At 56.1% G+C, this 21,628-nt stretch carries 23 protein-coding genes and 1 riboswitch; of the genes, 14 read left to right on the top strand and 9 right to left on the bottom strand.

The features are described 5' to 3' along the window. Positions 1-837, top strand: coding sequence for a symmetrical bis(5'-nucleosyl)-tetraphosphatase (locus ACFPDR_RS02610; protein ID WP_022983600.1), 837 nt, complete (start codon positions 1-3; stop codon positions 835-837). Positions 838-842: 5 nt separating this feature from the next. Here the strand turns inward: ACFPDR_RS02610 and ACFPDR_RS02605 are convergent, their stop codons facing one another. From ACFPDR_RS02605 to ACFPDR_RS02590, 4 genes are all read right to left on the bottom strand, one after another. Next, the gene (locus ACFPDR_RS02605; RefSeq protein ID WP_009460588.1) at positions 843-1,607 is read right to left on the bottom strand and encodes a lysophospholipid acyltransferase family protein; all 765 of its coding nucleotides are present in this window, start codon (positions 1,605-1,607) and stop codon (positions 843-845) included. Between the two features lie 23 nt (positions 1,608-1,630). Beyond that, a complete protein-coding gene (gene ruvX / locus ACFPDR_RS02600; RefSeq protein ID WP_009460586.1) occupies positions 1,631-2,038 on the bottom strand; it encodes a Holliday junction resolvase RuvX in 408 nt (135 codons plus the stop codon). Positions 2,039-2,054: 16 nt separating this feature from the next. Further along, positions 2,055-2,576, bottom strand: coding sequence for a YqgE/AlgH family protein (locus ACFPDR_RS02595; protein WP_009460584.1), 522 nt, complete (start codon positions 2,574-2,576; stop codon positions 2,055-2,057). A 112-nt stretch (positions 2,577-2,688) separates the two neighbouring features. After that, positions 2,689-2,853, bottom strand: a complete 165-nt coding sequence (locus tag ACFPDR_RS02590) for a rubredoxin (protein WP_266123451.1) — start codon at positions 2,851-2,853, stop codon at positions 2,689-2,691. 122 nt (positions 2,854-2,975) lie between these two features. Between ACFPDR_RS02590 and ACFPDR_RS02585 the strand changes: the two genes are divergently transcribed. Genes ACFPDR_RS02585 through hemL form a run of 3 tightly spaced genes read left to right on the top strand, consistent with a single transcriptional unit; the run spans position 2,976 to position 5,810 of the window. Next, the gene (locus ACFPDR_RS02585) at positions 2,976-3,803 is read left to right on the top strand and encodes a bifunctional hydroxymethylpyrimidine kinase/phosphomethylpyrimidine kinase (RefSeq protein ID WP_009460580.1); all 828 of its coding nucleotides are present in this window, start codon (positions 2,976-2,978) and stop codon (positions 3,801-3,803) included. Next, positions 3,796-4,482, top strand: a complete 687-nt coding sequence (gene thiE / locus ACFPDR_RS02580) for a thiamine phosphate synthase (protein ID WP_022983601.1) — start codon at positions 3,796-3,798, stop codon at positions 4,480-4,482. The genes ACFPDR_RS02585 and thiE overlap by 8 nt, the downstream gene beginning before the upstream one ends. 44 nt (positions 4,483-4,526) lie before the next feature. Beyond that, positions 4,527-5,810: a glutamate-1-semialdehyde 2,1-aminomutase gene (hemL, locus tag ACFPDR_RS02575; RefSeq protein ID WP_268378940.1), complete on the top strand. Its 1,284-nt coding sequence runs from the start codon at positions 4,527-4,529 to the stop codon at positions 5,808-5,810. A gap of 56 nt (positions 5,811-5,866) precedes the next feature. On the opposite strand, the gene ACFPDR_RS02570 is transcribed toward hemL, so the two are convergent. Continuing rightward, on the bottom strand, positions 5,867-7,516 hold the full coding sequence (locus ACFPDR_RS02570) for an AMP-binding protein (protein ID WP_009460576.1): 1,650 nt from the start codon (positions 7,514-7,516) through the stop codon (positions 5,867-5,869). Positions 7,517-8,248: 732 nt separating this feature from the next. On the opposite strand from ACFPDR_RS02570, the gene ACFPDR_RS02565 reads away from it, so the two are divergent. Together ACFPDR_RS02565 and argJ are read left to right on the top strand one after the other, a co-directional pair. Continuing rightward, on the top strand, positions 8,249-8,779 hold the full coding sequence (locus ACFPDR_RS02565) for a MarR family winged helix-turn-helix transcriptional regulator (RefSeq protein WP_376910454.1): 531 nt from the start codon (positions 8,249-8,251) through the stop codon (positions 8,777-8,779). A gap of 94 nt (positions 8,780-8,873) precedes the next feature. Beyond that, entirely contained in the window at positions 8,874-10,100 is a 1,227-nt protein-coding gene (gene argJ, locus ACFPDR_RS02560) for a bifunctional glutamate N-acetyltransferase/amino-acid acetyltransferase ArgJ (RefSeq protein ID WP_083054666.1), read from the top strand. Between the two features lie 75 nt (positions 10,101-10,175). Here the strand turns inward: argJ and ACFPDR_RS02555 are convergent, their stop codons facing one another. Together ACFPDR_RS02555 and ACFPDR_RS02550 are read right to left on the bottom strand one after the other, a co-directional pair. Then, entirely contained in the window at positions 10,176-10,337 is a 162-nt protein-coding gene (locus ACFPDR_RS02555) for a DUF1328 domain-containing protein (protein WP_009460570.1), read from the bottom strand. 105 nt (positions 10,338-10,442) lie between these two features. After that, positions 10,443-10,646, bottom strand: a complete 204-nt coding sequence (locus tag ACFPDR_RS02550; RefSeq protein WP_009460568.1) for a CsbD family protein — start codon at positions 10,644-10,646, stop codon at positions 10,443-10,445. Positions 10,647-11,041: 395 nt separating this feature from the next. Here ACFPDR_RS02550 and rplU point away from each other — a divergent pair, with 395 nt between their 5' ends. From rplU to ACFPDR_RS02525, 5 genes are all read left to right on the top strand, one after another. Next, positions 11,042-11,353, top strand: a complete 312-nt coding sequence (gene rplU, locus ACFPDR_RS02545) for a 50S ribosomal protein L21 (protein WP_003801901.1) — start codon at positions 11,042-11,044, stop codon at positions 11,351-11,353. A gap of 50 nt (positions 11,354-11,403) precedes the next feature. Then, the gene (gene rpmA, locus ACFPDR_RS02540) at positions 11,404-11,664 is read left to right on the top strand and encodes a 50S ribosomal protein L27 (RefSeq protein ID WP_009460566.1); all 261 of its coding nucleotides are present in this window, start codon (positions 11,404-11,406) and stop codon (positions 11,662-11,664) included. A gap of 286 nt (positions 11,665-11,950) precedes the next feature. Next, the gene (gene obgE, locus ACFPDR_RS02535) at positions 11,951-13,039 is read left to right on the top strand and encodes a GTPase ObgE (RefSeq protein ID WP_009460564.1); all 1,089 of its coding nucleotides are present in this window, start codon (positions 11,951-11,953) and stop codon (positions 13,037-13,039) included. Between the two features lie 133 nt (positions 13,040-13,172). Beyond that, positions 13,173-14,330, top strand: coding sequence for a glutamate 5-kinase (gene proB, locus ACFPDR_RS02530; RefSeq protein ID WP_026484420.1), 1,158 nt, complete (start codon positions 13,173-13,175; stop codon positions 14,328-14,330). Positions 14,331-14,459: 129 nt separating this feature from the next. After that, a complete protein-coding gene (locus ACFPDR_RS02525) occupies positions 14,460-15,713 on the top strand; it encodes a D-amino acid dehydrogenase (protein WP_009460560.1) in 1,254 nt (417 codons plus the stop codon). Positions 15,714-15,799: 86 nt separating this feature from the next. Here the strand turns inward: ACFPDR_RS02525 and ACFPDR_RS02520 are convergent, their stop codons facing one another. Beyond that, complete coding sequence (locus ACFPDR_RS02520; protein ID WP_035270428.1) at positions 15,800-16,561, bottom strand: helix-turn-helix domain-containing protein; 762 nt, start codon at positions 16,559-16,561, stop codon at positions 15,800-15,802. Positions 16,562-16,673: 112 nt separating this feature from the next. Between ACFPDR_RS02520 and ACFPDR_RS02515 the strand changes: the two genes are divergently transcribed. From ACFPDR_RS02515 to thiC, 3 genes are all read left to right on the top strand, one after another. After that, positions 16,674-17,048, top strand: a complete 375-nt coding sequence (locus ACFPDR_RS02515) for a helix-turn-helix domain-containing protein (RefSeq protein WP_376910449.1) — start codon at positions 16,674-16,676, stop codon at positions 17,046-17,048. 212 nt (positions 17,049-17,260) lie between these two features. Beyond that, a complete protein-coding gene (locus ACFPDR_RS02510) occupies positions 17,261-17,638 on the top strand; it encodes a helix-turn-helix domain-containing protein (protein ID WP_022983604.1) in 378 nt (125 codons plus the stop codon). Between the two features lie 40 nt (positions 17,639-17,678). After that, positions 17,679-17,773: riboswitch (TPP riboswitch) on the top strand. 55 nt (positions 17,774-17,828) lie between these two features. Beyond that, positions 17,829-19,745, top strand: coding sequence for a phosphomethylpyrimidine synthase ThiC (gene thiC, locus ACFPDR_RS02505; RefSeq protein ID WP_009460552.1), 1,917 nt, complete (start codon positions 17,829-17,831; stop codon positions 19,743-19,745). A 1,120-nt stretch (positions 19,746-20,865) separates the two neighbouring features. Here thiC and ACFPDR_RS02500 read toward each other — a convergent pair. Then, positions 20,866-21,444 carry an OmpA family protein gene (locus tag ACFPDR_RS02500; protein WP_088453170.1) on the bottom strand — a complete coding sequence of 193 codons (579 nt, stop codon included), beginning with the start codon at positions 21,442-21,444 and terminating at the stop codon, positions 20,866-20,868. Between the last annotated feature and the right edge of the window lie 184 nt (positions 21,445-21,628).

The following is a 21,628-nucleotide window of genomic DNA, read 5'->3' as shown; positions in this document are numbered from 1 at the left end:
ATGTCCTTAGCTACTTCCCCTGCCATCTGGGCGATTGGTGATATTCAAGGCTGCTGCCGCCCCCTGGACAGCTTGCTCAGCCATCCTGATGTTGCGGCCGACAGCCAGGCCAAATTCTGGTTTGCAGGCGATCTGGTCAACCGTGGCCCGGACTCTCTGGGAGCGTTGCGCCTGATTCGTTCTCTGGGCGATCGCGCCGTCTGTGTACTGGGCAACCACGACATTCACTGTCTGGCAGTCGCTGCCGGGGTGCGCAAGCCCGGCAAGCAGGATACCTTGCAGGAACTGCTGGCCGCGCCGGACGCACAAGAGTTGCTGGACTGGCTGCGACACCAACCGCTGGCTCATTATGAGCATGACCATCTGATGGTACATGCCGGAGTGCACCCCGACTGGAGCCCGGAGCAAACGCTGGAATACGCCCACGAGCTGGAAGCACTGTTACGTGCGGATGACTGGCAAGACAAGATTATTGAATTGTTCGGCAACAACCCGGATCGCTGGGATGCTGGGTTACAAGGCTACGATCGCCTGCGCGCCATTGTCAGCACCTTGACCCGCATGCGCATGTGCGATGTGAATGGCCGCATGGACTTCAAGCACAAGGGTGCGCCGGATGCCGAGTCCGGCTTGCTAGCGTGGTATGAAATGCCGAATCGCGCCTGTGCCCAGGTCCCTATTATTTTTGGACATTGGTCTACGCTGGGCTTGCTGAACACGCCTACCGTGATCAGTCTGGATACCGGCTGCGTCTGGGGTCGCCAGCTTAGTGCTGTACGCCTGCAAGACCGGCATCTGGTTCAGATTCACTGCCCGGAAAGCAAGAAACCGGGCTAAAGCCATCAGGCCTCGACAGTGACGGCCTCGGGGCACACGACCGCACGGATCTGTTCACGAGCTGTTTGTGCCGTTTGCGAACGTCCCCACTCCGTACAGGATTGAGCCGGCATCAGGTCCAGAAAATGGCAGTGCACAGAGACATTACGCGCACTGAGCAGAACCCAGATATTGCCAACCAGAGACTGCTCGCCCACAAAGGCAAAGCGCTCACTGCGCTGACCTTTCTGCTCAAATACCAGAGCCACCGGCTGAATATCCACATTCAGGCTGATAGCCGTCTCAAACAAACTGGCGTGGAAAGGCTGTACATCCAGTCCGGTTGAAGTGGTGCCTTCAGGGAACAGACCTACGGCATCACCACGCTCAAAGCACACAGCCATTTGCTGGCTGACAATCTGAATGGCACGACGCTGCCCGCGCTCAATGAAAACCGTCCCTGCACCCGCCACCAGCCAGCCAATCACTGGCCAACGGCGAATATCGCTTTTTGCAATGAAAGAGGTACTACGCACGCTGTTGAGTACAAAAATGTCCAACCAGGAGATATGGTTGGACACATAGAGCACGGAGCGATCCTGAACAGCCTGGCCGTGCTGCAGTACACGCACGCCGCAGATCAGCATCAAGAGGCGCGACATGCGCAACACCATGACGCGGCGCCCGCCTGGACGCAATACCGGAAAAAGCAGACCGACGCTTAACAAGCCGACCACGATCCACACAATCAGAGCGACAGCGCGCCAACTAAAACGAAATAAACTAATCAAAAGGCTGCAACCTTGTAGAGAGCTCAGGCCGGTGGCAGGCTGTCCAGATATCGCTGCAGGATCACGCAAGCTGCCATGGCATCATCATCGTCATTATTGCCCAGCAATTCTTGAGCCTCCATGCTGGAGCCCCGCTCATCGACCAGGTCTACTGCAACGCCATAGCGACCGTGCAGTTGGTTGGCAAAACGCCGACACCGCAGCGAAGCATACTGCTCGCCACCATCCAGGGTCAAAGGCAAACCTACCACGACGCGATCGGGCTGCCATTCCTTGAGCAAAGCCTCGATAGCCGCAAAGCGCTGTTCCCGTGTAACGGGCCGCAAAATCGTATAAGGGCGGGCCTGGCGCGTCAAGGTGTTGCCCAGCGCCACGCCAATTTTTTTCAGGCCATAGTCAAAGGCCAGCAAGGTTTGCGCCGAGCTGACCATTGACGGTGTTTCGTGTTCAGGCATGGCCCGCAGCACCTGTCAGGGTAAAAGGACTGATTCCCAGCAAGGCCAGGGCGCGATCATAGCGCTCCCCAACCGGGGTAGAAAACAGGATTTCATGGGTAGCCTTGATGCTCAGCCAGGCATTGTCGGCCATCTCGCTTTCCAGCTGGCCCGCAGCCCAACCGGCATAACCCAGCGTGACCAGCATATGCACTGGCCCCTGGCCTTGGGCCACGTCCTGCAGCACGTCCCGCGAAGTAGTCAGAGTCAGATCACCTACCCCCAGACTGGAGGTATAGGTTTTATCGGAATCATGGAGAACAAAGCCGCGATCCGTTTGCACCGGTCCACCGAAGTAGACAGAAGTCGCGGCCAGATCAGCCCGGTTTTCCACATCCACCTCGATACGAGACAGCAGCTCAACCAGGCTCAGATCCGTTGGTCGATTGATAACAAGGCCCAAGGCACCTTGTTCATTATGTTCACAGACATAAATCACCGTGTCGGCCAAGCTGCCCGAAACCACACCGGGCATGGCAAGTAACAGGTGGTGCGTTAGATCAGCGCTTTCTTGGATTAGCGGGGACTGGCTAGTGGCACTCATACACACCTCCCGTCAAAACAAACCACCTTGGAACTTGAGATGATCACACCTCGATCATTTCGAAGTCTTCCTTACGAGCGCCGCATTCGGGACAGACCCAGTTCGGAGGGACGTCTTCCCAGAGTGTGCCCGGCGCAATGCCTTCCTCAGGCAAACCTGCTTCTTCATCATAAATCCAGCCGCAAATCAGGCACATCCACGTACGCATAGTATTCCTACTGTATTTGTAAACATAGTCCGATCCGCGTGCAAATCGGGGCAATCCATTAAAATGGGGTTCATATTACTAAATTACTCAACCCGTGACATCCAGAGCCTTGCCGGCCCTGCATGGGTAACCAAGACAAGATGGCTGCTGAAATCAAAAATTCAAGTCCTGCTCTGGCGCTCGTGCTGGCTCCTTATGATCCCAGCGGCGGTGCCCACCTGCCCGCCGATGCCATCACTGGCGCTCATCTGGGCTGCCATATCGTCAGCGTGCCCACCGCCTTGCTGGTGCGCGATAGCGCGCAGCAAGAAAACATTCAGACCCTGGCAGAGGACATTGCCGACGACCAGGCGCGCTGCTTGCTGGAGGACATGAACATTCAGGCCATCAAGTGCGGTCCTGTCTACAGTCCTGAAATCGCCAGCATGGTGGCCGAGCTTTGCTCCGACTACCCTGAACTGCCCTTGGTCCTGCACCTGAGCGCCATGCCCACCGGCCTGGACGAACTGGATGCGGACGATGCTCTTGATGCCAGTTTACGCCTGCTCCTGCCCCTGAGCTCCTTATTATTGATCGACCACCCCAGCCTGGAGCGCTGGCAGGCCGACGAGCTGCTGGGCGACACCCCCGATGCCGTGGAAACCTTGTTGAATAACGGAGCCAATGCCGTACTGGTCACCGGCGTCCCCGGTGCTGCCGGACAATGGCATACGCGCTTTCAGGGACATCACGGTCGTCTGGACTACAGCATGCCGCTGGATGGCGGCCTGCGTCAGCAGGACATAGACAGTTTGCTGGCTACCGCCTGCCTGAGCTTTCTGGCTCAAGGCCACGAGCTGGATAACGCGGTAGAATCAGCCTTGTTGCACCTGCAGGCACGTGCCAGTGACACCTTCCAGCCCGGTATGGGCCACCGCCTGTTCAACCCTGTTGCTCCCCAAAATGACTGACGCCACCACCCTGCGCTTTCCTGCCGGTCTATACGGCATTACTCCCGAATGGGACGACACCGCCCGCTTGTTGAACGCAGTGCGTGCCGCTCACGAAGGGGGTTTGCAGGTCTTGCAATTCCGTCGCAAGAACGGCCCGGAACCAATCCGCCAGCAACAACTCAAAGAGTTGATCAAGCTGTGCCTGTCTTTGGATCTGCCGCTATTGGTGAACGATCACTGGAGCTGGGCGCAAGAGTTTGACGTGCAAGGCGCGCACCTGGGTAAAAGCGATGGCGAGTTGACCCAGGCCCGTCAGGCACTGGGGCCGCAAGCCCTGCTGGGACGCTCCTGCTACAACAGTCTGGATCTGGCTCGCCAGGCCCTGGCAGACGATGCAGACTACATTGCCTTTGGTGCCATGTACCCTTCCAGCGTCAAACCCGAAGCCCCCCCGGCTGAACTGAACACCTTGCGACAAGCTCGACTGCTTTGCCAAGAACAAGAACACGAGGGACGACGTGCTGCCATTGTTGCGATTGGCGGCATCACACCCGAGAAAATGCCCGAACTGCTGGAAGCAGGGGTCGATAGCGTTGCCGTTATCAGCAGCCTGTTTGAAACCAGCGATATACGCGCCACGGCGCAACGCTTTACCGACTACTTTCACGCCCAGGACTCATCGCGCTTTATGCGCTGACCCCTTGCCTGGCCTTGACCTTTTCACATCTGGATTCTTGCCTCATGTCCCGTAACTCCGAACTTTTTGAACGTGCCTGCAAAGTCATCCCCGGCGGCGTCAACTCGCCCGTCCGTGCCTTCGGTTCCGTGGGCGGCACCCCGTGCTTTATCGAACGCGCTCAGGGCCCTTACATCTGGGATGCAGACGGCCAGCAATACACGGACTACGTGGGTTCCTGGGGACCGGCCATTCTGGGCCACTCCGATCCGGACGTTATCAAGGCCGTACAGGAAGCCGCCGTACACGGCCTGTCCTACGGCGCGCCTACCGAAGGCGAAGTCGTGCTGGCTGAAACCCTGACCAAAATGCTGCCGTCCATCGAGCAAGTGCGTCTGGTCAGCTCCGGCACCGAAGCCACCATGAGCGCCATTCGTCTGGCCCGTGGCTTTACCGGCCGCAACACCATCATCAAGTTTGAAGGCTGTTACCACGGCCACGCTGACAGTTTGCTGGTCAAAGCCGGTTCCGGCTTGCTGACCTTTGGCAACCCCACCTCTGCAGGCGTGCCAGCCGAATTTGTCGGCCACACCCTGGTGCTGGACTACAACGATCTGGACGCCGTGCGCGATGCTTTCAAACAGAAAGGCAGCGAAATCGCCTGCATTATCGTTGAGCCTTTTGCCGGCAACATGAACCTGGTGCGCCCAGCCCCCGGCTTCCTGGAAGGCTTGCGCGAACTGTGTACCGAATACGGTGCCGTACTGATTTTTGACGAAGTCATGACCGGCTTCCGTGTTGGCCCTCAAGGCGTGCAAGGCCTGACCGGCATTCGTCCTGACCTGACCACCCTGGCCAAGGTGATTGGCGGCGGCATGCCCGTCGGTGCTTTCGGTGGCCGTCGCGACATCATGCAATGCGTCGCTCCCGTCGGTGGCGTTTACCAGGCAGGCACCCTGTCCGGTAACCCTGTTGCTGTGGCCGCTGGCCTGGCAACCTTGAAGAAACTGGCTCAACCCGGTTTCTACGACACCCTGACAGCCAACACCGCCAAGCTGATCCAGGGCTTGAAGGCCGCTGCAAAAGAAGCAGGCGTACCTTTTACGGCAGACCACCAGGGCGGCTTGTTCGGTATCTACTTCAGCGAAACCGTGCCCACCTCCCTGGCCCAAGTGTCGGCTGGCGACATCGAGCGCTTCAAGCAGTTCTTCCACGCCATGCTGGACAAGGGTGTGTACTTCGCACCCTCGGCCTTTGAAGCAGGTTTTGTTTCGGTGCAGCACACCCCGGACATTACCGACGCCACTGTGCAAGCGGCACGCGAAGTTTTTGCCACCTTCAAAAACTAAAAGCACCAGACACAAAAAAGCGGGCTATATGCCCGCTTTTTTTATGCTGTGAACAATCAGTCTTGCGCCATCTGCCGCAAGACAAAACGCTGCAACTTCCCTGTCTCGGTACGAGGCAAGGAAGTCACGAACTCAATGGCGCGTGGATACTTGTACGGCGCTGCGTTCTCTTTCACAAAATCCTGCAGCTTCTTTTTCAGCTCATCGTTTCCGGTAAAGCCAGGCTTGAGCACAATGAAGGCCTGCACAATCTGGCCCCGTTCTTCATCGGCGGCACCTACAACGCCACACTCGGCCACAGCCTCGTGCTTGAGCAAGGTGCCTTCCACTTCAGGACCGGCAATGTTGTAGCCCGAGGAAACAATCATGTCGTCGTTACGAGCCTGGTAATACAAGTAGCCGTCCTCGTCCATCTTGAAGGTGTCGCCAGGGAAGTTCCAACCGCCCTGAACAAACTGCTTCTGACGCTCGTCGTTCAGGTACTTGCAGCCTGTCGGCCCCTTTACGGCCAAACGGCCTACCGTACCGACTGGCACCGGATTCAGATCATCGTCCAGAATCGTGGCGACATAACCGGGCACCACTTGGCCAATGGCACCAGCACGCACTTTTTCAGGTGGGCTGGACACGTACACGTGAATCATTTCCGTGCCACCAATGCCATCTGTCATCTCGATGCCGCTGGCCTGCTTCCAAAGCTGACGCGTCGCATCTGGCAAGGCTTCGCCTGCCGACACGGTGGCACGCAAGCTGGCCAAGGAGTAACGATCCACCAAACCAGCCATCTGACGATAGAAGGTGGGTGCGGTAAAGCTCATGGTCACTTTGAAGCGATCAATCATGCCCAGCAGATCGGAAGGCGTCAGACGCTCCAGCAGGACAGTGGATGCACCCACACGCAGCGGGAAGCACAGCAGACCGCCCAGGCCGAAGGTAAAGGCCAAAGGAGGCGTACCGCAGACCACATCATCCGGGGTCAAACGCAGTACGTGACGCGAGAAGGTATCGCACATTGCCAGCACATCACGATGGAAGTGCATGCAACCTTTAGGCTGGCCGGTCGTACCGCTGGTGAAAGCGATCAGACAAACATCGTCAGCCGCCGTATCGCAAGCGGTGAACTCTTCGGGCTTGTCAGCCAACAAGGCTTCCAGACCCTTGGCGCTTTCATCGTTAAAGCACAACAGTTGCTTCAGAGCAGGCGTGTAGGAATCATGCGTGGAGTCCATGCAGTGTTCCAGCTCTTCACGCAGGCGCTCGTCACACAAGGCAGCATGAATCTCGGCCTTGTCCAGAATCGTCTTCAGTTCCACCGCCCGCAACAAAGGCATGGTGGGAACCGTGACCAGACCGGCCTTGATGCTGGCCAACCAGCAGGCGGCCATCATGGGGTTATTGGGACCACGCAGCAAAACCCGGTTGCCGGGCACCAGCTTCATGTCCTCAACCAGAACATGAGCAATACGGTTGGTCAGCACGTCCAGCTGCTTGTAGGTCAGGCTGCGATTCTCATCGCCCTGTGCCCACTGCAAAGCCACGCGATCACCATGCCCCGCTGCTACCTGCTCTCCCAACAGCGCCACGGCACAATTGAGACGAGCGGGATAGTCCACATCCGGATTGCCTTCCAGCAACATCTCTGGCCACCACTCCATGGGTGGCAGATTGTCGCGTGCAAAGGTATCAAGGTGCGCTGAACGTTCCATCCTTATCTCCTGCGTAGATTACGCCCCACTCAGGCGTAGACCTTGGTCCATCAAAGGCGCCAGCCAAATTGGCAAGGTCTATATTGTTTAGTTCTAAAGGATATTAGCAAAAAAAATGCTCCAGTATCAGCAATCCCGACTACGGGTTATCCGCAGTAGCGCATCATCCTCCGCTGTTTCAAGGGGTATCCTAGACTGATCCAGGCTCCGCTGAGGCCCTTGCCCGCGCAACGCAAAATTCAATAATGAATTTCAGGATATAAGAAATAAATCGATCTTCTGCATGCATTTTTTTCAATTAAGAAAAATTACGGAAGACATTATTTTTGAAACAAAAAAAGTATCAAAAAAAGCAGAAAAGTGATTAAGCGAACAGGCGATACAGAGGCAAATGCCTTATACTTCAACTAAATAATCACTTGAATTTAGCCAGCTTATCGTGTCGGATCAAAGTTAGAGCGCCGTCCGAAGATTATTCAAAGCCGTGGCCCTAAAAGTAAATAGCAGACAAGAGTTTGCATTTCCTTACCCAATGCTTTGCCTGCTTTGCCGGTGCTTTCTATCAAGTTGATTAATTTAAGCTTAAAAACGAATTTACTTTGATCTGTCGCAATGTCAAACTTCGAGCCAGCCCCTAAGATACCCACCAAGCTAACCCAGCTTGCTCATGGCTGCGGTCTGCGTCCTTCAAAGCTAAACATTTTGGACATGCACCATTAAGGCAAGCTATCTATGATCATGAACGATATCCCCGCTTCCGCCGTCGCCGATGCCGCTCCCGACTTGGAAAGCCGTGCCCATAGCGACGACCACTTCGACACCCGCCTGTGGCTGCGCTTGATGGCCTGCACCAATCTGGTTGAAGGCGAAATTCGCAGTCGCCTGCGTACCGAGCACACGACCACACTGCCCCGTTTTGACCTGATGGCTCAATTGCAGCGTCAGCCCGCTGGCATGAAAATGAGCGAGCTGTCCCGTCACCTGATGGTCACCAACGGCAATATCACGGGCATTACCGATCAGCTGGAAAAAGAAGGTTTGGTCGAACGCATCAAGGTGCTCACCGACCGTCGCAGCCCCCTGATCCGCCTGACACCCAAGGGCAAGCGCCAGTTCAAGAAAATGGCGGCCTCCCACGAGCAGTGGCTACAGGAGATGTTTGCCAACCTGTCGGAAAAAGCGCGCGTCAACCTGTTTGAAGCCCTGGGCGAACTCAAGCTGATCACTCGCAACAACGTGGCCATGGCTGCTCGCGAAAGCTAAGCGCTCCGGCGCGACCAAAGATATGCTCAGGCGGCTCAAAGCAAGTATCATTACTGCTTTGAGCCGCCTTTAACATTGTTTTTCGGATCGCGTCATGGCCGTCAATCTGTTCATTCCCTCTGAATCTGATATTCACCCCGTTGCCGGTGTCAAAATCGGTATTGCCGAAGCCGGTATTCGCAAGGCCAACCGACGCGACCTGACCGTGTTTGAATTGGCCCCCGGCACCAGCGTGGCCGGTGTGTTCACCACCAACCGTTTCCGTGCTGCTCCAGTACAAGTGTGCGAAGCGCACTTGGCTACGCACGATGGCATCCGCGCCCTGGTCATCAACACCGGCAATGCCAACGCTGGCACAGGTCAGGCTGGTTTGGAAAAAGCACAGCAAACCTGCACGGAAACCGCGCGCCTGCTGAACATCCTGCCCCAGCAAGTGTTGCCCTTTTCCACCGGCGTGATTCTGGAGCCTCTGCCCATGGATCGCCTGCTGGGCGCTCTGCCTGCGGCGGTGAGCGATCTGGCCGACAACAACTGGTTCAATGCTGCTCACAGCATCATGACCACCGACACGCAACCCAAAATCGTGTCTCGTCAAATCCAGTTGTCGGGTAAAACCATCACACTGACCGGCATCAGCAAGGGCGCGGGCATGATTCGCCCCAATATGGCCACCATGCTGGGTTACCTGGCTACGGACGCCGGTATTGCTCCCGAACTGCTGCGCGATATGTGCCGTCTGGCAGCGGACCGCTCTTTCAACCGCATTACGGTTGATGGCGACACCTCCACCAACGACTCCTTCATCATCATGGCAACCGGCCAAAGCGGTGTCACGGTAGAGTCGATTGCAGACCCGAACTACAACACCTTGCTGGATGCCCTGGTCGACGCCTCGCGCGAACTGGCCCAGAAAATTGTGCGTGACGCCGAAGGCGCCACCAAGTTCATGACCATTCAGGTTGATGACGCCGGTTCCAGCGAAGAAGCTCTGAAAGTGGCTTACGCCATCGCTCACTCACCTCTGGTGAAAACAGCCTTCTTTGCCTCCGACCCGAACCTGGGCCGTATTCTGTGCGCCATTGGCTACGCCGGCATTAGCGATCTGGACGTGAGCAAATTGCGTCTGTGGCTAGGAGATGTGCTGGTGGCCGTGGACGGTGGCCGCAACCCCGATTACCAGGAAGAAGATGGCCAGCGCGTCATGCAGGAAGCCGAAATTCTGGTACGTGTTTCTCTGGGCCGTGGCCAACACAGCGAAACGGTTTACACCTGCGACTTCTCGCACGAGTACGTCACTATCAACGCGGACTACCGCTCCTGATAAAAAAAACCGCCTCCACCCAATCGGTGGAGACGGTTTTTCCTTACGGACAAGCCCGCCACTGGCGGGCTTGTTCTATTTCTTGCCCATGCCCTTGACCAGCGAGAGCACCGCCAGAATCAGGAACACGACAAACAGGATCTTGGCAATCGAAGCAGCACCAGCGGCAATGCCACCAAAACCCAGCACAGCAGCCACGATAGCTACAATAAAAAAGATTACGGCGTAGTAAAGCATACGATTCTCCTCATCATCAGTACGTACAGGGACAGCACCTTGTCTGACGGGCCATCTCAACGACAGCTCATGAAATACCTACAGACAAAAAAAGGTTCCCACCCGCTAACGGTCGTACTTGTCGTAGAAGTCTTTAACCTCGCGCTCCGCCTCTTCGCGGGTACGGCCATAGCGCTCTTGCACCAGACCGGCCAATTGCGTGGCATCCCCTTTCACCTTGGCCCACTCATCATCCGTAATTTCGCCCCAGACGCTGCGGGCTTTACCGGCCAGTTGTTTCCATTTGCCTTCGATCGTGTCCTTATTCATACGTTTCCCCTTAGTAGGTCCGAAAAATAAATGACTTACGCTTCTGTGAACGCAACAGCTCTACCGTAGCGGAAGGCGAGCCACTCAAAGGCCACAGATTGAGGAGAAATGTAACAAATTAGCGATATGCCCTGTTCTGGGCGAGGCAGGTCCCCTCACACGTTCTTTACGACCCGAAGACAAGGGGCCTCCCCTGCCTACCCAGTGAAAAACGAAAGGATTGGATGCAAAATACAGACAGGAGAAGGCCCAAGCCATTGACAGCAAAGCCTTTTTGCCCTATTATTTTTTGCTTGGCATTTTGCGTGTCAAGATTTTTTTATGTTAGATGGCATTACAGCGGGCTGTTATTGGCCTTTTACGCGATGCCTGTTTGACTCTTTAAGGGATTCCCTATGTACGCGGTTATAAAAACCGGCGGTAAGCAATATCGCATTACTGCTGGCCAAAAACTCAAAATAGAACAGATACCGGCAGACATTGGGCAAGAAATTTCGCTTGACCAGGTTCTGTCCGTCGGCGAAGGTGAAGCACTGCAAATCGGTGCTCCTTTCGTTGCTGGCGCTGTGGTCAAGGCTACTGTTCTTGCGCAAGGCCGTCACGACAAAATCAAGATTTTCAAAATGCGCCGTCGCAAGCACTACCGCAAAACGCAAGGCCATCGTCAAAACTACACCGAAATCCGCATCGAAGCGATCAACGCCTAAGTTGTTGCTAAAAGCGAATTTGGTATTTTCTTCATCTAGGAGCTAAAGAAATGGCACAGAAGAAAGGCGGCGGCTCTACGCGGAACGGCCGTGACTCACAGGCCAAACGTCTGGGCGTTAAAGTCTACGGCGGTCAGGTAATTTCGGCTGGCGGCATCATTGTTCGTCAGCGCGGCACTCAGTTTCACCCCGGCGTGAACGTGGGCATTGGCAAAGACCACACCCTGTTCTCCCTGGTCGATGGCAAAGTTAAATTTTCCATCACTGGTGCTCTGAACAAGCGTACCGTTTCGGTCGTTGCTGGCGAATAAGCCACCCGATCAAAGCGTACTCGCTGCGAAAAAGCCCTGCCGCCCTAGGCAGGGCTTTTTTTATGCATGGCCAACCCGCCATCGCCCAAACCCGCCCACCCGGCTTAGCCAGTCTCCCTACGGCCACAGCAAGAGATTAAAAATCGGCCACTATCACGGCACATACCGGCAGATAAGCCAATCTCCTATACACTAAGCAATTGGGGTTTTTGTTTAAAATGGTCTGCTCCCAGACCAGCAGCCCATACGGTTCTGCGGCCCCTGGACCTATACAGCACTCATCACCATGAAATTCGTAGACGAAGCGACCATTGAAGTGGTCGCAGGCAAAGGTGGAAACGGCGCTGCCAGTTTCCGCCGAGAAAAATTTATTGAAAAAGGTGGCCCCAATGGCGGCGACGGTGGACGCGGTGGCAGCATTTATGCCGAGGCCGACCGTAACGTCAACACCTTGATCGACTACCGCTACGCCCGCCTGCACCGCGCTCGCAACGGCGAAAACGGCCGTGGGTCCGACCAATATGGCGCGGGTGGCGAGGACATCACCCTGCGTGTGCCCGTTGGCACCATGATTTTTGACGCAGAAACCGGCGAGCAGCTATTTGACATGAAGCGTCATGGCGAAAAAATAACCCTGGCCCAAGGCGGCGCCGGTGGTTTAGGTAACCTGCACTTCAAATCCAGTGTGAACCGTGCCCCGCGTCAATTTACCTACGGCAAGGAAGGCGAGCATCGCAAGCTGCGTCTGGAACTGAAGGTGCTGGCTGATGTCGGTCTGCTGGGTATGCCCAACGCCGGTAAATCCACGCTGATCACCCGCATTTCCAACGCCAAGCCTCGCATTGCTGATTACCCCTTCACCACCTTGCACCCCAACCTGGGTGTGGTGCGTTCGTCCGAAGCCCACAGCTTTGTAGTGGCCGATATTCCTGGCCTGATCGAGGGCGCTTCCGAAGGTGCCGGCCTGGGACACTTGTTCCTGCGCCACCTGACTCGCACCCGTATCTTGCTGCATTTGCTGGACGTATCCAGCCTGGACCCGGACGAGGATGTTGTAGCCAAAGTGGCTGCAGAGGCCCGTGCCATTGTTGAAGAACTGCGTCTGTACAGCGAAGAGCTGTACGCCAAGCCACGCTGGCTGGTTCTGAACAAGCTGGACATGGTCTCGGACCCGGAAGACCTGAAAGCCCGCCTGCTCAAAGAGCTGAACTGGGAAGGCCCGGTCTTTGGTATCTCCGCCCTGACCGGTGTCGGTACACAGGATCTGGTCTATCAGCTGCAATCCTGGCTGGATGAAGAAAGCCGCAAAGAGCATATCGAGCAAGATATTGCCGACGGCACCCATATTTACGACGAGAGGTTTGCCCCAGACTGATCGTGCTACACAGGTCCAGGATCTAGACTCCAGGACTGAACCCCAAAATGCCCGGAAGACGCGGTTAAGCCAACCGCCCTACTCCTGGCATTTTCTCTATTTACACGCCAAGCGATGGATTTCTGAACTCGTCATGCAGCACTCTTCTCATTCTGAATCGGCCGTTGCGCAATCGCGCCGATTGGTTATTAAAGTAGGTTCCTCCCTAGTCACCAACGAGGGCAAAGGGATTGACCTGGATGCCGTAGAGCAATGGGCTACCCAGATTGCTCAACTGCATGCCCAAGGCAAGCAATTGGTGCTGGTTTCCAGCGGTGCCATTGCCGAAGGCATGGCCCGCCTGGGCTGGCCGCGCCGACCGAAGGCCATGAATGAGTTGCAAGCGGCGGCGGCCGTCGGCCAGATGGGCTTGATTCAAGCCTATGAAGTGGCTTTTGCCCGCCATGGTGTGCGCACCGCTCAGATTCTGCTGACCCATGAAGATCTGGCCGACCGCCATCGCTACCTGAATGCACGAGGCACCATCAACACCTTGCTGGACCTGGGTGTAGTCCCCATCGTGAACGAGAACGACACGGTGGTCACGGATGAAATCCGCGTGGGCGACAACGATACATTGGGCGCACTGGTCACCAACCTGATCGAAGCCGAAACCCTGATTATCCTGACCGACCAGGCTGGCCTTTACAGTGCCGACCCGCGCAGCAATCCTGATGCACAGTTCATCTCGCTGGGACAGGCGGGCGATCCGACGCTGGAAGCCATGGCAGGCGGCTCGGGCAGCAATATCGGCACCGGCGGCATGATCACCAAAATCCTGGCCGCCAAACGCGCTGCGCAAAGCGGTGGCCACACCATTATTGCCTCTGGCCGCGAACAGCAAGTCCTGTCCCGCCTGGCGCAAGGTGAGCGCATTGGCACCGAGCTGCGTGCCACCCTGCCCGTACGCTCGGCCCGCCAACGCTGGCTGGTCGACCAGTTGCGTGTGCGTGGTCGCGTATCGCTGGACGAAGGCGCTGTACGTGCGCTGGTAGACGGTCACAAGAGCCTGCTGCCCGTCGGTGTCACCCATGTAGAAGGCGAATTTGACCGTGGCGATGTCGTTGCCTGCGTGGACAAGCACGGCGTGGAATACGCCCGTGGTCTGATCAACTACTCCTCGGACGACACCCGCCGCATCATGGGCCAACCCAGCCACCTGATCAATGAATTGCTGGGCAGCGAACACGATACAGAGCTGATACACCGTAACAATATGGTGTTCCCACGCAGTGCACCGGATCAGGACTAATCCTTGACCCCTACCCTGCCCGCCTGTTGAAATAGACGGATAAAACGTATCGAATTGCGACAGTGCGCGCGGTTTTTGCGCGCCTGATTGCAACACTTTCCCTTTCGGGCGATGCGCCCAAGGAACCGTATGAAGATCCTCGTGCTAGGTGCTGGCGTAGAAGGCGTAACCAGCGCTTATTATCTTGCCCGCCAAGGACACAGCGTAACGGTCATCGACCGCATGGCTGGGCCCGCTCTGGAAACCAGTTTTGCCAATGCCGGTCAGTTGTCCTTTGGCTATGCCTGCCCTTGGGCTGCGCCGGGTATCCCGCGCAAAGCCATCAAGTGGATGTTCGACGAGCATCCGGCCCTGACGATTCGCCCGGATGGCACGCTGACACAAATCAAGTGGCTACTGGCCATGTGGCGCAACTGCACAGCAGACCGCTACGCCATCAATAAAGAACGCATGGTGCGTCTGGCTGAATACAGCCGCCACTGCATGGCCGAGTTGCGCGCCCAGACCGACATTCAATTCGAGCACCGTGCCCAAGGCACCTTGCAGCTTTTCCGTACGCAAAAGCAGCTGGACGGCATTGCCGCCGACATCGAGGTCCTGAAAGAAGCTGGCGTGCCCTACGAGCTGCTGTCCGCCTCCGAATTGCACACGATTGAGCCGGCTCTGCGCCACGTAGAGCACAAACTAAGCGGTGGCTTGCGCTTCCCGGAAGATGAAACCGGCGACTGCCAGATGTTCACCCGCCGCCTTAGCGAATTGGCCGAGAAGGAAGGCGTGGAATTCCGCTGGAACCAGAACATTCAGCGCATTCACAGCAACGGCACGCAGATCAGCGGCGTCCAAAGCTCCGATGGCCTGTTGACTGCCGATGCCTACGTGGTGGCCTTGGGCTCCTGGTCTACGGGTTTGATGAAAGACCTGCAGGCCATCCCGGTCTACCCGTTGAAGGGCTACTCCATTACCGCCACAATTGCGGATGCCTCGCGTGCGCCTCAGTCCACGTTGCTGGATGAAAGCTACAAGATCGCCCTGACCCGCTTTGATAATCGCATTCGCGTGGGCGGCATGGCCGAGGTCGTCGGCTTTAACAAGCGCCTGAATCCCCGCCGTGAACAGACCTTGCTGATGGTCCTGAATGATCTGTTCCCCGGCAGCTACCAAAGCGATGCAGATCTGCATTTCTGGACCGGCCTGCGTCCCAAGACGCCGGACAGCACCCCAATTGTGGGGCGTAGCCGCTACTCCAATCTGTTCCTGAACACCGGCCACGGTACGCTGGGATGGACCTTGGCTACCGGCAGTGCACAATTGCTGGCTGATCTGATCAGCAACAAGGAGCCAGCCATCCGTGCAGACGACTTGTCGGTGCAGCGCTACTACTAAGCCCTGCCCCCCACAGCATGAACAAAGGCTCTGCCGGTATAACCGACAGGGCCTTTTTCAACTGCCCTGCCCTGATGACATCCTGACTAGGCCAGCAACTGGCAATTAGCAGCGAACATATAGCCCCAGTTATGAATCGAGCGGATAGGCAGAACCGTGCCTCCCTGGTTGAATTTGCGTCTCATACGGCTGACCAGAACGCCCAGGCGGTTGATATGCGAAGCACCGGGTGGATTGCTGATTACATCCGTTTTACTAGCCACAGCCCGCATCAACTCGTAATGACTGGCCCGGCGATCCTCTTCGCGCAGCAATCGGACGATGAAGGCGCGCTCCGTGCTGGTCAGGCTAAACGAGATCCCGACAGGCGATATCAAGGCCCAGCCCTCCTGATCCAGCACCCACTCCTGGGGCTGAGACGGTTCAGGAATGATGGGCATCTGCATCATGCGCCGCTGCAAGCTGTGCAAACTGGCTGCCAGCAACTCCAAAGACGCATCCCTGGGGCAAAACTGATCTCCGCCGCTATGCAAGGCTTGCAGCATGGCCGAGTCCGTCGCATCGGACTGCATCAGGATTCCAATTTGCGGACACAGCATACGTAAGCGCACGGCCGCCGAGCAGATTTCCGCCAAGGCCCCGCCCAACCAGGCAATACATATCGAACCGGCGTAACGGCCCCGCGTTTGGGCCAACTGCAGCAAAGCCGTCGCATCCGGGCAAAAAATAAGACGATAACCACGTTCTGCCAGAGCCTGAATTTGTTGTTCTAGTAAGTTTCGATCAGGGATAGCCGTGGCCAGGTACAGAACAACAGGACCGCCAGCAATTTCATTTGCAACCGACATAGTTGATACCTTAACTATAATGACATCTGATGACTATGCCGGACAGTATAAATCACGACTGTGATTTTTAATTAAAACCATCGTGTTTGGCTTTACATCAACAATCTGTTGTGTGAAACATTTCTCCGAACGCCTTCGCCACGCACGTCAACATCGCGGTCTTTCTCAGGCAGATTTGGCACGTCTATGCGGATTGACCCAGAGCGCCATCTCCAATTATGAAAATGGCACTCGTCGGGATGCACGTGAAATTCTGGAGTTGAGCAGAGCCTTGAATGTCAGCGCTTTGTGGTTGCGCAAGGGTATCGGCACGATGGAGTTCACGCAGGACAGCTACACATTGTCCGAACCCCTGTATGGTCCTCCCATTGTTACCTGGCCTTTCCGACTGTTTTCCGTCGATGAAGTGGTTGCTTTGGCAGATGGCGAACGTGATTTGCTCGATCGCACTTTGCGTCATTTACTGGACGGCATGAAAAAACGCTAGGCACCGTACGTTCTACCCACCTATACCGCCTGCCTTGTTAAATACCCCTGACATTCAAGCTTTAAGCACAGGCTTGAACCCGACAAATCTGGTGCTGCCCCCATCTTAAGCTTCTCTTCGTTTCATTCAGCCGGTTAAGCCAGACATTTTTATCACATACGACATTTTTACTCAAAACCATCGTGCAGGGCGTTCCATGAACAATCTGTACTGTGAAACACTTCTCTGATCGCCTCCGCCACGCCCGCCTGCAACGCGGCTTTTCCCAAGCCGAGCTGGCTCGTCTGTGCAACCTCAGTCAAAGCGCCATCTCCAATTACGAGAGTGGTACGCGGCGTGACGCGCGCGAAATTCTGGATCTGGCCAAAGCCCTGAATATCAGTGCTCAATGGCTGAAAAACGGGCTGGGCAATATGGAGCTGAGTGCAGCCCATGCCACCACCTTGCAAGACTCCGGCGAAGGCCCACCGATTGTGACCTGGCCCTTCAACCGCTTTTCCGTGGACGAGATTGTGGCTTTGCCCCCCAAAGAACGTGACCATCTGGATCAAACCATCCGTCATCTGCTCAACGGTATGAAAAGAAAATAAGCCTTATACGTCCACAAGCAGCTCCAAGATACCTATACTTGTCAGCACGCAGGGGTACTCGCCATTTGGCGGGTTGAGATAAACCCTCGTACCAGTACGGATAATGCCGATGCTGGGAGCGTGTGCCACAGGTGCAATGCCTGCACGGCACTTCTTCCTATATCGGCTCCACCATTTCTTTGGAGCTGCAATGACAAGCAAAACCCCTTCTTTTACGGCCACAGCGGCCAGCGTAGACCCGGCTGCGATCCAGCCCTTACCCAACTCCCGAAAAATCTACCAAACCGGCTCACGGCCTGATCTGCGTGTGCCTTTTCGGGAAATCTCCCTGGCTGATACGCCCAGCCACTTCGGCGCCGAGCCGAATCCTCCCTTAAGCGTTTATGACACCAGCGGTCCCTACACAGACCCCTCGGTGCAGATCGATATTCGCAAAGGCCTGCCCCCGCTACGCCAAGCCTGGATCAGCGAGCGCAAGGACACCGAGTTGATGGCAGGACTCAATAGCCAGTACGGTCAAGCCCGCCAGGCCGACCCGGAACTGGACACGTTACGCTTCGAGTTGAAGCGTCAGCCTCGACGCAGCATTTCGGGAGCCAATGTCACGCAAATGCATTACGCACGGCGCGGCATCATCACTCCCGAAATGGAGTTTGTGGCGATTCGGGAAAATCTGCGACGCGAGCAATACATTGAAAGCTTGCGCGCCAGCGGTCCGCAAGGTGAAGAGATGGCTCGTCGCCTGACCAAGGTACACCCTGGTCAAGGTTTCGGTGCCAGCTTGCCCACCACGGTCACCCCCGAGTTTGTTCGTGATGAGATTGCGCGTGGCCGAGCCATTTTGCCCGCCAATATCAACCACCCGGAAACCGAGCCCATGATTATTGGCCGCAATTTCCTGGTGAAGATCAACGCCAATATCGGTAACTCCGCCCTGGGCTCCACCATTGGCGAAGAGGTCGAAAAAATGACCTGGGCGATTCGCTGGGGTGCGGACACCATCATGGATTTGTCCACGGGCAAGAATATCCATGAGACGCGCGAATGGATTATTCGCAACTCGCCGGTTCCTGTCGGTACGGTGCCTATTTACCAGGCCCTGGAAAAGGTCGGCGGCATTGCCGAAGATCTGACTTGGGATATTTTCCGCGACACCTTGATTGAGCAGGCCGAGCAAGGCGTGGACTATTTCACCATTCATGCCGGTGTGCGTTTGCCCTTTATTCCCATGACGGCCAGCCGCATGACAGGCATTGTTTCGCGCGGTGGTTCCATCATGGCAAAGTGGTGTCTGGCGCATCACCGCGAAAGCTTCCTGTACGAGCATTTCGAGGACATCTGCGAGATCATGAAGCAGTACGACGTGGCTTTCTCGCTAGGCGATGGCTTGCGCCCCGGCTCGGGCTATGACGCTAATGATCAGGCACAATTCGCGGAACTGCGTACCCTGGGCGAGTTGACCCAGGTAGCGTGGAAGCATGATGTTCAAGTCATGATTGAAGGTCCTGGTCATGTGCCTTTGCATCTGATTCCAGAGAACATGCAGTTGCAGCTGGAGCACTGTCATGAGGCCCCCTTCTACACCTTGGGACCTTTGGCAACGGACATTGCGCCGGGCTACGATCACATCACTTCCGGTTTGGGTGCGGCGATGATTGCCTGGCAAGGTACGGCGATGCTGTGCTATGTGACGCCCAAGGAGCATCTGGGCTTGCCGAACAAGAAGGACGTGAAGGACGGCATCATCACTTACAAGATCGCAGCACATGCCGCGGACTTGGCCAAGGGGCATCCTTCGGCGGCCTTCCGGGACAATGCCTTGTCCAAGGCGCGCTTTGAATTCCGTTGGGATGATCAGTTCAATCTGGGTCTGGACCCGGATACAGCGCGTGAGTTCCACGACGAGACTTTGCCTAAAGACTCCATGAAAGTGGCGCACTTCTGCTCCATGTGTGGCCCCAAGTTCTGCAGCATGAAGATTTCGCAGGATGTACGGGACTATGCCAAGGCTAACGGTCTGGATGAGCAGTCCGCTGTGGATCAGGGGATGAAGGAGATGTCAGTGCAATTTGTTCAGCAAGGCAGCAAGCTGTATCAGGAGGCTTGATGCTGTGTTGAATACGGGCCGGGTGTGAACATGATCTTTGTTTGATCTGGCCTTGATGGGTTAAAGCCCTGGGTGGATTCTTTCTACCTGGGGCTTTTTCTTTTTGGAGCTTCGTCATCTCATTTGATTGGAAAGCGAGGTTTAACAGTCAGAAGAGATCGTTGCTGAAGACGCCAGTTAAGCCTAGCTTCAGGGTGTCCGGGCTGAGGGTTTGCCGGTGCTGCGCACCGGTGCCCTTGTCAGGAGATAGCTACGGGCGCATCCTGAACTCGCCGGGTACTTGGTCCCCCGGACCAAGTACAAGCGTCCGGCTCAAACAGCAGGATGCTTGCACCCCTACGCTATCTCCCGACCGCGGCAAACCCTCTGAACCACCCGGACACCCTGAAGCTAGGCTTAACTGGCTCACAATCGTTTTTTTCTGGACAGTTCAAACTGCATCCTTGAATGGCGTGTGGCACTTTCCTGGTCTGCGTCGAATCCCTGACCTCTGACCTATCACCCATCACCTATCACCTATCACCTGAGACCTTTCACCTCCGACCTCTCTCCTCAGACGTCAAACCTCAGACCCAAGATCCGAAATCCCAAATCTCAGACCCAGACCCAGACCCAGACCCTCAATACATGATTGCTTGAATAGCCACGGTATGAGCCCTTGGGGGCGGTGGGGACCCGGAGGGGCGATTCAGAGTACTTGCCGCAGGCGGGGGCATGATCCGGGGTGCAAGCACTCTGCTGTTTGAGCGGGACGCTTGTGGTTCGTCCGGGGGACGAACCACCCCGCGAGTTCAGAGTGCGCCCGGATGATGCCCTCGACAAGGGGACCGGTGCGCAGCACCGGCAAGTGCTCAAGCCCCTCCGGGTGCCCACCGCCCCCAAGGGCGTGCTCATTACTGGGTTCTACTCAATAATCAGCCCTGCCCCTCTCAAATAACGTTAATGCCATCAACGACAACAGATAACCACCAAACAGCAGTTCACAACTAATAACTGACAACTGACAACTGACAGACCATGCTGCCCTCAAACCATGCCCTCACTCCCCGATCAAACAAAAAAAAGCCCGGTTAGAAAACCGGGCCTTTTGTCAGCACACCTTAAGGCGGCAAGCAGAGACTTACTTCTGCGGAGCGTACAAATACAACTCCACGCGGCGGTTCATGGCACGGCCTTCAGCCGTCGCATTATCCCCAATAGGAGCGTTCGGGCCACGGCCTTCTACCATCAAACGACCTTGTCCCACACCTTGCTGCGTCAGGTAATTCGTCACAGCGCTTGCGCGGTTAACCGACAAAGTTTGATTGGTCTGTGCCGACCCGGTGCTATCGGTATGACCGACAGCCTTGGCACGCAGCTCTGGATGCTGATTCATGGCGCGAGCCACACTATCCAGAACAGGCAGCAAAGCAGGCTTTAACTGATAATGGCCGGTATCAAACGACACACTGCTAGGAATATTGACCCGCAAGCTGCCATCGGGCATTTCGGTCACATCCACACCCAGGCCAGTTGCGCCAGACTGCTGAACATCCTTTTTAATGCCAGACCAGTTGTACGCTGCAATACCACCAGCCAGTGCACCGATACCTGCACCAATCATGGCGGCCTTGCTGCTATCACCAATCAAAGCCCCAAGACCAGCCCCCACAGCAGCGCCGCCACCCGCACCCACTGCGGTACGACCACCTGTGCTCATATTGTCCATCGTGCCGCAAGCGGCCAAAAGGGAAAGAGCACCAGCACATGCTGCTAATTTTGCAGAACGAATGGAAATTGTCATTATTGGCTCCGTAATCTCAAATTAAGTACCAGGACCGCCTGAATGCCTCCAATACTAGCAAGAGGCACCGCAAGCAGGTACTTCAAAACAGACTTCACTG

Source organism: Alcaligenes sp. GCM10023179 (assembly GCF_042653705.1).
Classification (GTDB): Bacteria; Pseudomonadota; Gammaproteobacteria; order Burkholderiales; family Burkholderiaceae_B; genus Alcaligenes; species Alcaligenes phenolicus.
This window is presented reverse-complemented; position numbering and strand designations above follow the sequence as displayed.